This window comes from Verrucomicrobiales bacterium (assembly GCA_016793885.1).
Taxonomy (GTDB): Bacteria; Verrucomicrobiota; Verrucomicrobiia; order Limisphaerales; family UBA11320; genus UBA11320.
Genome location: JAEUHE010000203.1, coordinates 85088 through 98931, shown reverse-complemented (window position 1 = coordinate 98931; position 13844 = coordinate 85088). Strand labels below are relative to the sequence as shown.

At 61.5% G+C, this 13844-nt stretch carries 10 protein-coding genes; 5 read left to right on the top strand and 5 right to left on the bottom strand.

Annotated features, from left to right (window positions below; translation table 11 throughout):
* Positions 1-51 precede the first annotated feature (51 nt).
* The 5 genes from JNN07_23605 to JNN07_23585 form a co-directional block, all read right to left on the bottom strand.
* Positions 52-1431, bottom strand: coding sequence for a hypothetical protein (locus tag JNN07_23605; GenBank protein ID MBL9170739.1), 1380 nt, complete (start codon positions 1429-1431; stop codon positions 52-54).
* 92 nt (positions 1432-1523) lie between these two features.
* Positions 1524-2330 carry a fumarylacetoacetate hydrolase family protein gene (locus JNN07_23600; protein ID MBL9170738.1) on the bottom strand — a complete coding sequence of 269 codons (807 nt, stop codon included), beginning with the start codon at positions 2328-2330 and terminating at the stop codon, positions 1524-1526.
* 30 nt (positions 2331-2360) lie between these two features.
* Positions 2361-3428, bottom strand: coding sequence for an Ldh family oxidoreductase (locus JNN07_23595; protein MBL9170737.1), 1068 nt, complete (start codon positions 3426-3428; stop codon positions 2361-2363).
* 48 nt (positions 3429-3476) lie between these two features.
* Entirely contained in the window at positions 3477-4889 is a 1413-nt protein-coding gene (locus JNN07_23590; GenBank protein MBL9170736.1) for a DUF1501 domain-containing protein, read from the bottom strand.
* A gap of 12 nt (positions 4890-4901) precedes the next feature.
* Positions 4902-8489 carry a DUF1553 domain-containing protein gene (locus JNN07_23585; protein MBL9170735.1) on the bottom strand — a complete coding sequence of 1196 codons (3588 nt, stop codon included), beginning with the start codon at positions 8487-8489 and terminating at the stop codon, positions 4902-4904.
* Between the two features lie 557 nt (positions 8490-9046).
* Between JNN07_23585 and JNN07_23580 the strand changes: the two genes are divergently transcribed.
* The 5 genes from JNN07_23580 (at position 9047) to JNN07_23560 (ending at position 13825) form a co-directional block, all read left to right on the top strand.
* Positions 9047-10321, top strand: coding sequence for a DUF3570 domain-containing protein (locus tag JNN07_23580; GenBank protein ID MBL9170734.1), 1275 nt, complete (start codon positions 9047-9049; stop codon positions 10319-10321).
* Positions 10312-11307, top strand: a complete 996-nt coding sequence (locus JNN07_23575; GenBank protein ID MBL9170733.1) for an FAD:protein FMN transferase — start codon at positions 10312-10314, stop codon at positions 11305-11307. Before JNN07_23580 ends, JNN07_23575 begins: the two co-directional genes overlap by 10 nt.
* Complete coding sequence (locus tag JNN07_23570) at positions 11282-11803, top strand: TlpA family protein disulfide reductase (GenBank protein ID MBL9170732.1); 522 nt, start codon at positions 11282-11284, stop codon at positions 11801-11803. The genes JNN07_23575 and JNN07_23570 overlap by 26 nt, the downstream gene beginning before the upstream one ends.
* Before the next feature lie 7 nt (positions 11804-11810).
* Positions 11811-12050 (top strand): DUF4266 domain-containing protein, encoded by a 240-nt coding sequence (locus JNN07_23565; protein ID MBL9170731.1) that lies wholly within the window; start codon positions 11811-11813, stop codon positions 12048-12050.
* Between the two features lie 74 nt (positions 12051-12124).
* Positions 12125-13825, top strand: coding sequence for a thioredoxin family protein (locus JNN07_23560; GenBank protein ID MBL9170730.1), 1701 nt, complete (start codon positions 12125-12127; stop codon positions 13823-13825).
* Positions 13826-13844 lie beyond the last annotated feature (19 nt).

Below are 13844 nucleotides of genomic sequence, written 5' to 3'. Positions count from 1 at the left end.
TCGCCGAGGCTCTGGCGTGACGAGCGTCCCCTAAAGTTCGGAATGCCCGATTTAGGGAGCGGCCGACGCGCTCCTCAGCTGTTGCATCGCGGCCAGGACCGAAGGCGCTCGGCCGGTATAGCGGAGGCCGAGTGCCAGAAGGCCGAAGAGCACATCCTCATCGGACGCTGCCAAGCGGTGAGCCGCTCCGAGGCGCTGGCAGATCATTGTTCGTAGCAGCGCGATCTTCAGTCCGACGCCCCCCGAGAAAACGACGCGGCTCCAATCTCGGCGAGGAGCGATTCGGCTGGCACACACCTCGTAATTTTCAGCCATCCCGGCAAAGGCGGCATGGAACAGCGGGCCGATTCGAAGTTCTTCCTCGCGTATGTGGCTGAGGCTTCCCTCGTGTCCCATGGCACCGAAGTAGAATGCCGGGCTCATTCGCAGGATGGTTGACTGCACGAGTGCTGCCTCCCTCAGGATGTAGTCCCACGGATCCGGCAGGCTGAGCCCATGGGCGGCGGGCAGCTCGCCGAGCAGGTTGACGAGCGCGGTCAGCGCTCGTCCGCCCGGGATATGAGTGATCGTTTTGAGAAACCGGCCGTCGAACCAGGGCCGGGTTTGAAAGTCACCGAACTCGCAGCCTTGGGCCAACTGGATGACGGCTGATCCGGTGGAGATGTTCACCGACAGCTCCTCCTCCTCCAGGAGAGCGCCGACTTGAGAGCAGTGGTAGTCCCCGGTGGGTGCAAACCAGGGAAGGTGCTTGGAGCCGGCGTTCCAGCGGCCGATCACCGACTCTTGCGGTACCAGGTTGGGCCACTGCAGCGACTCCAGCCCTAATTTGCGGATGGTCTCCTGGTGCCAGGTTCCGGTTTCCACATCGAGCGCACCGTGGGCGAAGGCGTGAGTGAGCTCGGATTTCGGAATCTCACCGCAGAGGCTGGCCGCCACGAAGTGTGCCAAGGAGCAGGGGATTGCTGGCTCCGCCGGCAAGGCATGGTGTTGCGCGAGCCAGAAGAGAAAGCAGAGTGGGACACCGGGCCGGACCTCGTTGCCAGTTCGTCGTCGATCTTCGGGATCCAGCCGACGGTTGATTTCGTCGAAGTAGGTCCCTACTCCGTCGCCCAGCGGCAGCAGAGCGCGCTGATCCTGCCAGCTGATCGCGTTGCCGAGGGCTTGGCCGCGAGCGTTGGTCAGGACCAATCCGTGAAGCTGACTCGACATGAGAACGCACTCGGCATCGGGCGCCAGTGCGAGCAGTTGCTCGAGTAGGTGACGGGTGGCTTGGAGGATCTGCCTGGGATCGAACTCGCGGAACGCCGGGTTGGCGAGGTCGATGGGGTCCGGGAAGGGCAGCCGGATCGTGTGGCTCAGGCTGAGCTGCTCGAGATCCAGGATGGCGCCTTTGATGAACGACGATCCTAGATCGAAGCCGATGGCGCGCATGGGGGTGGGTGAGAACTAGCGCGGCCGCCCCGAGGTTTCGGGTGCGGCCGGCCAGTCAGCTCGGCGTGTAGGGTTCAAGCGCTTCCCCAGGCTTAAATCGTCTCGGCGATGACCGGGTTGATGAGCGCGCCGATGCGATCGATCTCGATGGTGACGTTGTCGCCGGGCTTGAGGAACACCGGTGGCTTGCGCGCAAAACCCACGCCGTGGGGCGTCCCGGTGATGATGACCGTCCCTGGCAGCAGCGTGGTGCTGCCGCTGAGGAAGGCGATGAGCGTGGGCACATCGAAGATCATGTCGTCGCAATGCCAGTCCTGCATCACCTGGCCGTTCAGGACAGTTCGAATCTTGAGTTGGGAGGGATCGGGAATCTCGTCCTTCAACACCAGCGAGGGGCCGAGGGGGAGAAAGGTGTCGAAGGTCTTGCCGCGGCACCATTGGCTGCCGCCCCATTTGATCTGCCAGTCGCGAGCGCTGACGTCGTTGGCACAGGTATAACCCAGGACATAGTCGAGGGCCTGTTCGCGCTTCACGTTCTTGCAGCGTTTTCCGATGACCACCGCCAGTTCGCACTCGTAGTCGACCTCCTGACTGGAGAGCGCGCGAGGCAGGATGATGGGGTCGCCTGGATTCTGCAACGTGCTGGTGGATTTCATGAAGAGCACGGGATGCTCCCCGAGCGGTTTGCCGCCCTCTTCAGCGTGCTTGCGGTAATTGAGTCCGATGCAGAGCACGTTGACGGGCACCAGGGGGGCGAGGAGTTTTGAAACCTGAGCGCGCTCCTGAGTGACCTCGTAGGCGCCAAACAGGTCGCCTTTGATCTGGTGAGCAGTAGAATCGGCATTCAGGGAAGCATAGCCGATGTGTCCGTGAGGGTCTTGGTAGCGAATGATTTTCATGGGTAATGATTTGGAATAAAGTGATCCTCCCTAAGCCCACAGGCTATCCAGTTTCAAGCCGCCGAGAGTCGCCGCTTTCTCCAGGCTGACGAGGACATCCTCGGGGAGGGGGATGCCCTGTTTCATCGCGGCGGCGTGTCGTTCCCACTCCATCTCGCCGGGAACATAGAGCCGGGGAATACCATCCGCTTTGGGCGCTTGATGGATCTCATCCACCAGCGCTTCCATCCGTCGGGCAAAAGCAGCCGGAGGCATCATCGCCTGGGTGTCGATAACGACGAAGGCCGCGCCATGATGAGTGGGCTTGGTGCCATCGTCCCACATCCAGCTTCCCACGCGCCACGTGAATTCGGCGCCGGTTAGGATCCCGGACAGGCACTCGATCAGCAGGGCGATGCCATAGCCTTTGTGGCCGGCGGCGGGCTGCAGGGTCGCCGATTCCGGATAGATAGAAGGATCGGAAGTGGGACGGCCCTCCGCGTCGAGCAGCCAGGTATCCGGGATGCGTTCCCCGCGGCCGCGCGCGGCGTAGACCTTGCCTCCGGCCACAGTGGCGGTCGACATATCGAGAAACATGGGCGGGTACCTCCCGGCGGGGATGGCGTAGGAAATGGGGTTGCTGCCCGTGATGGCTCGGCGGGATCCGGGAGCGGCGACCGACGGGATATCGTTGGCCATGGAGAGGCCGATGAGGCCTTCGCGGGCCGCCAGCCAGGCGTAGTATCCAGCCGCCCCGAAGTGGCAGCTGTTGCGCACCCCAACGTAGGCGATGCCTTGCTGCTTCGCCTTGGCGATTGCGGTTTGCATGGCATAGACCGAAGTGACCAAGCCCAGGGAGGAGTCTCCGTCCACGGTGGCCCAGGCGCCCCCCTCAGCCACGGTCCGAGGGCGCCCTTGCGGTTTCAGGCCGCCGGCTTTGAGTCGGCGCAGGTATCCGGCAAGGCACTTGGATCCGTGAGTATAGACTCCCCAAGCATCCGTAGTGGCGAGCACTTCTGCGCCGATGGCGGCATCGTCGGCGGACAGGCCCAGGTTTTGAAAGGCGCGAGCGCAAAACTGGCGCAGCGAGGCGAGGGAGACCGCTTTGGGGGGGGGCATGGTGAGTGGAGCTGAGGGAGAGGCTTGGCCGGTTTGGTGTTGAGACGGTCAGGCCAGGATGTCGTGGACCACCTCTCCGGCGACATCGGTCAGGCGGAAATCCCGGCCGCTGTAGCGGTAGGTCAGTCGTTCGTGGTTGAGGCCCATGAGATGGAGGATGGTGGCATGAAAATCGTGGACGTGAACGGCGTTCCGGCCGACGTTGATGCCGTAGTCGTCCGATTCGCCGTAGACGGTGCCCGGTTTGACACCTGCGCCTGCCAGCCAGGAGGAGAAAACCCAGTGATGGTGCTCTCGTCCACGGGCATCCTTACCGCTATTAAATGGGGTGCGCCCGAATTCGGTGGTCCACACCACGAGTGTGTCCTCGAGCATGCCGCGAGATTTGAGGTCGCGAATGAGTCCGGCGATGGGTTGGTCGACGTTCTTGGCGAGCGGCGTGTGCGTCATCATATCGCCATGGGCATCCCAGTTGTCGGAGGATCCGACGTCAATCAGCTCCACGAATCTCACCCCGCGTTCCGCGAGGCGTCGCGCGACCAGGCATTGCCACCCAAACCCCTGGGTGCTGCCCCGGGTGAGGCCGTAGAGCTTGAGCGTGGCGTCGCTCTCGCGCGAAAGGTCGAAGACCTCGGGCATTTCGGCCTGCATGCCGAAGGCCGTCTCGAAGGATTTGATGCGAGCGGAGAGCAGAGCGTCTTCCGGTCGCGAAGCGATGTGGCGTCGATTCAGCTTGGCCATGAACCCCAGCTCCAGCTCTTGGAGTCGCGAGGTGCCCACTCGTCGGCGGATGTTTGCCACCGGCTCGGGACCGGGGTTTACCAAGGTTCCCTGGTGAGCGCCGGGCAGGAAGTCGGAGCCCCAAACCTGGCTGCCGGCATAGGGGCTTTTGGGAGCGATGACGACGAACGATGGCAGGTTGCGATTCTCGGTTCCGAGACCGTAACTGGCCCAGGCTCCGATGCTGGGGCGGGCGAAGGTAAACGAGCCGGTATGGATCCCCAGTGTGGCCTCGTAGTGGTTGGTGTGATCCGACTTGAGCGAGCGGATCACACACAGGTCATCGACCACTCCCGCCATGTGGGGGAAGAGGCTGCTCACTTCGGTGCCGCATTGTCCATGGGGTGAGAACTCCCACTGGGGGCGTTTGAGAAACATGCTGAAGTCGCCCTTGCGTCCCTGGAATTCATTGACCGAGACGGTTTTGCCGGCATCGGCGAACAGCTTCGGCCGATGGTCCCAAGAGTCGATGTGGGAGACGCCTCCGCTCATGTAGAGGAAAATCACTCGCTTTGCTTTGGCGGCGAAATGGGGGCGCCGGGGGGCGAGGGGATCGTCCGCCACCTCCGGACTGCCCTCGGCCATGAGCTGCGAGACCACGCCCGGGAGCAGCGCCGATCCGCCCGCCAGTGAGCGGAGGAAAGCCCGGCGAGAAAGATCAAAGGGGGTTCTGGAGTTCATAGGCGGGGCGGATTAGTCGATGTGCAGGAATTCGTTGCTCGCAAACAAGGTGCGGGCGAAGGCAGCCAGGGCGGTGGTCTGGGCTTCGGCCTCGGACTGCAGCCGCAGTTCGGTTCGATAAGCCTCCAGGAATTCAGCCGCATCGGCACCTTCTTCCGCTGCGGGTGGGCGTCCCAAAGTCCATTGGAAGGCCAGCTTCACTTGTTCCGCCTGGGCGGTGCTGGATTTCTGAAGCCGCTCGGCCAGCTTGCGGGCCTTGTCGTGCACGAACGGGTCGTTCATGAAATACAGCGCCTGGGTGGGCACCGTTGAAATACTCCGCGTGGGGGTGGTCCCATTCGGGTCCGCACCGTCGAAGAGCGCCAGGAAGGGGTGTCGCTTGATCCGCTGCGTCATGAGATAGATGCTGCGCCGGTTATGATCATAGGTTCCGCTGAAAGGACCGTGCTGGCTGAAGCCCCATCCGATCGGGGTGGGAAACGGATGGCCTTCTCCCGGCGTTTCGTCCAGTTCACCGCTCGCCTTTAGAATACTATCGCGCAGGGATTCGGCCGACAACCGCTGCCGTGTGTAGCCGGCATACAGCTCGTTGGGCCCGACCGCAGCGCGCTGTTGGTAAGTAGCGGAGTTCATAATGAGCCGGTGCATTGCCTTGATCGACCAGCCGGAATCCAAGAACCGCATCGCCAAGTAGTCCAGCAGCTCGGGGTGGGTCGGGGGCTGTCCGCGCAGTCCGAAGTCATTGGGCGTGCTGACCAGTCCGCGGCCGAAGTGGTATTGCCAGATGCGATTGGCCATTACCCGTGGGGTGAGCGGGTTTGTGGGACGCGTGACCCAGCCGGCCAGTTCGAGACGGCCGCTTCCGTTCGCCTGCTCGGGAATCACATCGCCCCCGAGAACCTTTAGGAATCCGCGCGGGACTTCCGCTCCGAGCTTGTCCTGTTCGCCGCGGAGGTGGATGCGCGCGTTGCGTGGGGTGGCCTCGACCACCGCATAGGTCATCTCGCCTGGGCCTTCTGCGAGCGCCGCATTGAGCTCCTTACGGGCGTTTTCGAGATCGAGGTTGAGCGCTTCCAGACGGCGCTTGAGTTGTTGGATCGTGTCCCGCTCGTCGGCGTGCGCGAGCTGGGCGACGGCCGAGGCGTCCCATCCCGGAAGTGGCTCCTCCCGGATCACATAGTTGTCCACCTCCACCGCCGGCTTGTTCCCACCGATGTGTCCATAGCTATCGATGAAGGTGTAGTCCAGCACACCATCCCATCCCGTCGCCAGCGATCCCTGAAATTCGGTTCGGTCGGAAGGGGTGCCAATCCACCCGCGGTAGGTTTTGGAGGCGAGCTGAAGCTCCACCTGCACGTGATACCAAGTGTTGGTGGTGAGCGGGCGCAAGGCGGTGCGTGAATCTCCATTCCGCGGATAGAACTGTCGGTCGTTGAAGAAGAGCTCCAAGGCCGGGCCGGGACCGGCCCCATGACCGACATACATTCTCCAAGTGCCCTCGGCGGCGACCGGTGAATGGGTTCGGAAATCGAAGGCTACCCGCACACGATCGGTGGTGCTCGCTTTCCAGGTGTTCGTCAGGGTCTGGCCGAAGCCGTTGTAGGCCTCGCCGCCGGGCAGATGCAACCCGAGCTTACCGGCGGGGAACAGGTGCGTGTAGGGGCTCTGGGCGGCCTTGGTGATTTTGACCAGGCTTTTGGGTCCCGGGTGCCAGGGGCGGGCGGGGGGCGTGTCCGGCGACTGAAATTCGAAGCCTCCATCCATGCCGCTCCGCCGAACAATCTCAGCTTCCAAACCGGCGACTGTCGGCTCGCCGGCTCCCGTGGTGGCCGACTTCGCCTCCACGATCGAAGGGATGGGTGTTTCACGGATTCCGATGTTGTCGACGTCGAGTGGAGGGGTGGCGGGAGTGGTCGCCGATTCACTGTTGATCTCGATGAAGTTGAGCGAGCCGTTCCAGGCGGTCAGGAAGGGCTGGCTTGGGATGGGAACCTCGTTGGTGCCGCTGCACAAACGGCCCGACACCGTTCGACCTCCCAGATCGAGGGTGAGTTGGAGGTTGTGCCAGGCGGCGGGTTCGACGCGGAGGGGGGAAGGTTGGCGAGGCTCGGTGCTGCGAAGGGCGAGCGCCGTTGAGGAGATGAACAGCTCGAAGGCGGGTGAGTCAGGGCTTACTGGTGAAGTGGAGGCGTGGTCGGGGTGGGCCTCGCCATGCGCGGCTGAAGTGGTGCTGGGCCGCACGGTGCGCGATCCGAGCCAGATACGGTGGCGTCCAGGTAGCTTGGAATCGGGGGTGGCGGCGCGGAAGTCCAAGTTGAAGTGCAGTCGCCCGCCTTGTTCATGAGTCCGGCTCGGGTAAATGGACTGGCCAAACGCGTAGTGGTTCGTTCCGGACGGGAGGGAAACCCCGGCTTTGCCCAGCGGATACAGGTTTCCCAGAGGGCTTTGGGCTTCGCGGGTGACAGAAATAGCCCCTTCATAAACCCAAGGTGCGACCAGGACTCCGCGGCTGCCGCCGGCGGCGATCGCCTGCATTTCGAAGTCTCCATCCATGTCCGCCAGCGAACGCAGAACCCCGGGCGCTCCGGGTTGTTTGTTTCGTTCGAGCTTGCGCAGGAGGCCGGCGACTCGCTCATCGAATTTGGTCCAGCTCGCTTGCGCTTCCTCGGGCGGCATCAGCGGGGCCATGGCGCGGTAGCGCTGCTTCTGTTCCGATCCAGGAAAAGCATAGCGACTGCTATCAAAAATCCCGTAGAGCCCGTAGTAGTCCGCCATGGACACAGGATCATATTTGTGATCATGGCAGCGGGCGCATCCCAGGGTCAGCCCGAGCGCGGTCTGGCCCAGGTTGTCGATGGTATCCTGGATGGTGAGGTGATGGTAGTTCTCGGAGTCGAAGCCAAAACGACGGGAGATCGCCAGGTAACCCGTGGCGGTGATGCGTTCGCGGTAGCGTTCTCGAGGACCCTGCTGCCCGAGGATATCGCCGGCGATCTGCTCCCTCAGGAATTCATCATATGGCTTATCGGTGTTGAAGGCCTGTATCACATAGTTTCGATAGCGCCAGGCGACCGGCACGGGATAGTCAGCTGTTTCCCCGGCGGTGTCGGCGTAGCGGACCACATCGAGCCAGTGGCGGCCCCAGTGTTCACCGTAGTGAGGGGAGTCGAGCAGGCGGTCGATGACCTTGGCGAACGCCTCGGGTGAGTCATCGGCAAGAAAGCTCCGCACTTCCTCGGTCGTCGGAGGTAGGCCGAGCAGATCAAAGGTGGCGCGTCGGATCAGAGTTTGCTTGTCCGCCGCGGCGAGGGGAGCGCTGCCTGCCTGTTCCAATCGGGCCAGGATAAACGGATCCAGATCCGTGCGAGGCCAATCCTTTCGAACCACGGACGGTCTCGCCGGTCGTTTCAACGGCTGAAACGACCAATGCTGTCTCGTGGATTCGGGAGAGGGGCTGGCCGTCGCCCCACCCAAGCCCTGGCAGAGTAAGGCTAGGGCCAGGGTCGTCCTGACCCAGGAAGGGGTGGGCACGGTGTTACCCCCTGTCGACGGCGATGCAGGGCGTCGGACGCCGTCCGGAATTGGTCTCAGTCTCATCATGCGCTGAACGGATTGATCTTACGATCAGACCTAAAAACCTCCTCCCAGATTCGACCGAGTCTTCACGAAAATGGCCCTGAGGAGGAGGTCGCTAGGCTGTCACGGAATTCTCAGGGAGTGAAGAGTTTTCGCAGAAACTACCCTCATGACAGCACTGTCATGGAGACTTTAGTCCATTGTCACGTCCCCAAGGCAAACTTTCCTCCAATGAGCTTCTCACTCAAAGCATCCCCTCGTTGTCGGTGTGAGTCCCGAGGTGGCCGCACCCCGGTCCGGCGTCCGAAACCGGACCATCTGGCCTGCGCTCGGCTCCGATCCCGGACCAGCTCGCCCTGGCTATTCCGGCTTCCGCTGACCCTGGCCCCTGATCCTGGTGAACACCGTTCGAGTGTGTATCAGCCGGAGGCGATCGGTGTAAGTATTTGTCAACAAGGTGTTTTTGGGAGTGTTGAGGTGGCTGTTCAAGTGGGAGATCATGGATATTTGATCGCGTCTTCTTGTTCGGCTCTCGATTGGCATCCGTTGTGCGATAACACCCTTCGAATACCGCTGCGTCAATGAAGTCTCTGTCGTTAAAGTTCATCGGATCCGTTTCGCCCGAGGTTCTCACCCGAGGGCCTGAGCGTGAGTGTGGCCGCGGGCGCAGGCGCGGGAGGCGGCGTCTGGCGGAAGCTACCTTTATCATTCTTCTCTATGTCTCCCAGCCCTCCCGGAGCCAAGGGGCGGACCGGGTGGACTATCGGTATGAGGATTATGCGGAAGGTGCGGGGCGCATCCATATTCGCACCCATGGGGCTTCCTTTGAAAAGGGCATTGTGCCTTGGCTCAGCCTGAAGGGCAATTATGTCTACGATGGGATCTCGGGAGCAACTCCGACGGGCGCGCCGCCGCTTCCGGGAGAAAAAACGGTGCGGGAGGTGACCATCGAGGATATCCGCCGAGCGGGCTACATTGAGCCCAGCTTCAAGTTTGGCAGGCATACGCTCACTCCCCAGCTGTCCTTGAGTCGCGAGAGCGACTACGAGTCCAAGGGCATCTCGCTGATGCATGCCATGGAGTTCAATGAAAAGAACACCACGGTGACCTGGGGAGTGAGCCATGCCTTTGATCGACTTTTGCCGAACGAGGGCACCTCGAACACCCAGCGGGAGCATAAGGATAGCACCGACTTCATGGTGGGAGTCACCCAGTTGCTGGGGCCCAAGACTTACACCACCCTGAATCTCACGCTGGGGTACAGCAGCGGATTCCTCAGCGATCCCTACAAACGGGTGCTCTTCGATGATTTCTACACGCCTTCCAATCCGTATAACCCTGGCGATCCCTGGACGGTTCAGCCCGAGAAGCGGCCGGAGCACAAATTCCGACAAGTATTGTTCTGGTCGGTGAACCATGCCGTGACCTCCGCCAATGGGGCCGTGGAGTTCTCCTATCGGTTCCATCACGATGACTTCGGTGTGCTGGCCAACACGGTCGATCTTCAGTGGCACCAGAAGCTGGGCAAATGGCTGATTGTGTCGCCGTTATTCCGCTTTCACACCCAGACCTCGGCAGACTTTTACGGAACTCATTTCCCCGGGGATCCGAGCTGCACCTTGCCCCCACCGTTCTGCACCGATGTTCCGGCACCCACTTACTACTCCGCGGATTACCGTCTTTCCTCGCTCAACACGTTCACTTACGGCATTGGCCTGAGCGCCCAGGTGCATGAGCGAGTCTCCCTGGATTTCGCCTACAAGCGCTACACCATGCACGGCACCGACGGCATTACTGCGTCGGTGGCCTATCCCAAGGCTCATGTGTTCACGGGAGGACTTTCGATATGGTTCTAGCCTCCGAATCAACGGTACGACAGCGGGTGCGTTCGAGCGCCACCGTGGACGAGACCGAGGGACTCACAGTTCTTAGCTTTCATGCCTTGGGAACCGTGTGTCGGGTCTCACTGATCGAACCTTCACGCTGGGCCGCCAACGCCTACCTGGATGCCCTGCTGAACTGGGTCGCAGAGTTTGAGGCGAAGTACAGTCGATTTCTGGAGACCAGCCTGATCTGCCGCATCAATGCGGCGGCGGGACGCGACTGGGTGGCGGTTGATGAGGAAACGGATCTGCTGCTGGAGCTGTGCCATCAGATGCACTTCCTCACCTCAGGTGCCTTTGATGCGACCTCTTTGCCGCTGCTGCGTCTCTGGAATTGGAAAGCGCGTCCTTCCGCGCTGCCGATGGCGGACCAGGTCCAGGTGGCGCTTCGCCTGGTAGGGTGGAAGAAAGTCCAGCGGAGACCGGGTGCCATCTTTCTACCCGAAGCGGGCATGGGGCTGGATTTGGGCGGCATCGGGAAGGAATACGCCGTTGATCGAGTTGTTGAGATGGCCAAGGAATATGGCGTGGCGAAGCTGATGGTGGATTTTGGACAGGATATTCGCGTGGTCGGCACCCCGTTGAATCGGCCGGCGTGGCACATCGGGATGGAACATCCGATGCAGCTGGGATCCTGTTGGGGGAGCGTGGCGCTGCAGGATGGCGCGGTGGCTTGCTCGGGAGACTACCGGCGTCATTTCGAACATGAAGGCCGCAAGTACGGGCACATCATCGATCCCCGAACCGGGTGGCCGGTCAACAGCGGGTGTCGGGTGGTCACAGCCATAGCTCCGAGTTGTACCATGGCGGGTATTCTCACCACCACCGCCTTCATTTTGGGTCCTCAAGAGGGGGCTCGTTTCATCGAATCTCAAGTAGGCGCCTCCGGCGCCATCCTCACCGACCAACATCGTTATCTGACCCGACGTTTCCATGAGCATCTTGTCCAACAAACCTAGTCGTTTCTTTCCCACACTCGTCCGCAGTCTGACGTTGACCCTGGTTCTGGCGGCGGTGGCCGGCGCAGCGCCCAAAGTTGGCGACCCGTTTCCCGACCTGCAGAGCTACGGGCTGGAAGGCGCGCTGCCGGATCTGAAGGGAAAGGTGGTGCTGGTCGATTTTTTCGCCTCCTGGTGCGAGCCGTGCAAGGCGTCCTTCCCGGTGATGCAGGCGTTGCACAAGGATTACGCCGCGAAGGGCTTGGTCATTCTGGCTGTCAACGTCGATGAGAAAGCTGCCGATATGGCTCAGTTTCTCAAAAAGCACACCGCTGATTTTGCGGTGGTCCGCGACGCTCAGCATAAGCTGGTCAGCGAGATTAAGATCAAGGCCATGCCCAGCTCGTTTCTGGTCGATGCGCAGGGCAAGGTGGTGGCCGTCCATTCCGGGTTCAAGGGTGAGGAAACTCGCAAGAAATATGTGAGCGAGATCGAAGCTCTGCTGAATTCCAAATAGCTGATTTATGCATTCTCTTCACACGCTTTTGGTCCAGGTTCGTCGCTTGGTCGGGTTGCTCTGCTTGGCGGGGATGCTGGCTGGGTGCACTCATGTGAAGCCCTGGGAGCGGGGAGCCTTGGCCGACTCCATCATGCTTCCGGATCGCGATCCCGTTGGTAAACAGATGGCTGAGCATATGTGGTTTTCACGCGAAGCCGCGTCGGGGGGACGTGGCGTGGGCGGCGGAGGATGCGGCTGCAATTGAGTTTTGATCGGTCCAACGCGGGCTTTCGGTCCATCGATGGTCCACCGCTCGGTCCTAGTCCAAATGGCTTGTTTATGAATTTGATGTTGTGTGCCCGGCCGACCTTGGGCCGCCAGTGGCAGCGCTCTCTGGCGTTGGGCTGGCTGGTTTTGTCGGCGCTCATCGGCGGGGCGGAGGAGGATGAATCCCCGTTCCGAGTCACAGTCACTGTGGAGCGGCGCGGCGAGAAAGCGTTGCTTCAAGCCCGCTTTGAATTTCCTGCTGGTCACTACCTCTATGCCGACAAGCTGCACTTTCAAGCGGGTGGGAGCGGGAGCGAGATGGCCTTTGATGTTCCGCAACCCACCCTGGTCACTGACAAGCACAGCCAATCCCAAAAGTCGGTGCATCTACGGCCGTTCGTGGCGAGCCGGGCGCTTGACTTGGCCGCCAACGGATCGCTCCCTCTCCAAGTGAGCTGGCAGGGCTGCAGCGAGGAAGCGTGCTTTCTGCCCGAGTCGGTGGACTGGATCGTGCGCGGCGATGGCACCGTCGTTGCGGCCGATGCGGGTGCTCCGGCGACCGCTCATGCGGCCTCTGCCTCCTCCTCAGTCAGTGCCGCCTTGACCAATGGGCTGGTGGTGCTGTCGAGGTCCACGGGATATGCCAACGACGAGACTTTTCTGCGTTGGTTGGATCGCGCGCTGGACGGCGGTCGGTCGGTCGACGCACCCGCCCTTAGCCTTCCGGTTGGAGTGTGGAGCAGCCTCATGACGATCGGTCTCATACTCCTCGGGGGTTTGGGACTGAACCTAACCCCCTGTGTGCTTCCCTTGATTCCGATCAATCTAGCAATTCTGGGGGCAGGAGCGGCGTCCACCAATCGACGACGCGGGTTCCTATTGGGGAGTGTGTATGGAGCGGGCATGGCGCTCACGTACGGGCTTCTCGGTTTGACGGTGGTTGTCACCGGCGCAAAATTCGGCGCGTTGAATTCCTCGCCGTGGTTCAACTTTGGCATCGCCGTCATCTTTGGGGTGTTGAGTCTGGCGATGTTTGATAAATGGGCCCTGGATTTTTCAGGGCTGCAGTCGCGTATGGGCGGTCCTGGTCGATCGCGCCGGGGAGGGATTTTCGCCGCCTTGATCATGGGAAGCGTGGCGGCAACCTTGGCGGGTGCGTGTGTGGCTCCGGTCTTGATCTCGGTCCTGCTGCTCTCCACCACCCTTTACACCGAAGGCAATTGGCTCGGCGTGGCGCTTCCCTTTCTCCTGGGGCTCGGAATGGCTCTTCCTTGGCCGCTGGCCGGGGGAGGCCTGTCCTTTTTGCCGAAGCCTGGAACCTGGATGGTTCGAGTCAAACAAGCGTTTGGAGTGCTCATCCTGGTGTTCGCGGGCTATTATGCCGTGTTGGGCTGGAGCTTGCTGCCGTCCGCCTCTTCCGCCGGAGGAGAAACCGGAACCTCACCCTCGGTTCAGCAGACCATCGACCACTTTCGGCAGGAGTTGGACCAGGCGAAGCAAGCGAACCTGCCCATTTTTGTAAAGTTTGGCGCCAGCTGGTGCAAGAACTGCACCGCCATGGAGCGGACCACTTTGGGGGATCCCAAGGTTGTGGAGCGGTTGCATCGCTTTGCGATCGTCAAGTTTGCCGCTGAACACCCTTCTGATCCTGCCATCAAGCAGGTTCTTGATCAGTTTGGGGTGATGGGTTTGCCCACATTTTTGATCCTTTCCAACCAGAAATCGGCTGTTCAAGACGCTCGGATCGAGCCCGACGGTTCTCGGCGACTTTGAACGGCACTCACCTCCCGGA

Bases quoted from the DNA above. Each gene is read 5' to 3' on its own strand.
- JNN07_23600 (MBL9170738.1), bottom strand. From the start codon at position 2,330: ATGAAAATCATTCGCTACCAAGACCCTCACGGACACATCGGCTATGCT.
- JNN07_23585 (MBL9170735.1), bottom strand. From the start codon at position 8,489: ATGATGAGACTGAGACCAATTCCGGACGGCGTCCGACGCCCTGCATCG.
- JNN07_23570 (MBL9170732.1), top strand. From the start codon at position 11,282: ATGAGCATCTTGTCCAACAAACCTAGTCGTTTCTTTCCCACACTCGTC.
- JNN07_23560 (MBL9170730.1), top strand. From the start codon at position 12,125: ATGAATTTGATGTTGTGTGCCCGGCCGACCTTGGGCCGCCAGTGGCAG.
- JNN07_23595 (MBL9170737.1), bottom strand. From the start codon at position 3,428: ATGCCCCCCCCCAAAGCGGTCTCCCTCGCCTCGCTGCGCCAGTTTTGC.
- JNN07_23605 (MBL9170739.1), bottom strand. From the start codon at position 1,431: ATGCGCGCCATCGGCTTCGATCTAGGATCGTCGTTCATCAAAGGCGCC.
- JNN07_23565 (MBL9170731.1), top strand. From the start codon at position 11,811: ATGCATTCTCTTCACACGCTTTTGGTCCAGGTTCGTCGCTTGGTCGGG.
- JNN07_23590 (MBL9170736.1), bottom strand. From the start codon at position 4,889: ATGAACTCCAGAACCCCCTTTGATCTTTCTCGCCGGGCTTTCCTCCGC.
- JNN07_23575 (MBL9170733.1), top strand. From the start codon at position 10,312: ATGGTTCTAGCCTCCGAATCAACGGTACGACAGCGGGTGCGTTCGAGC.
- JNN07_23580 (MBL9170734.1), top strand. From the start codon at position 9,047: ATGAAGTCTCTGTCGTTAAAGTTCATCGGATCCGTTTCGCCCGAGGTT.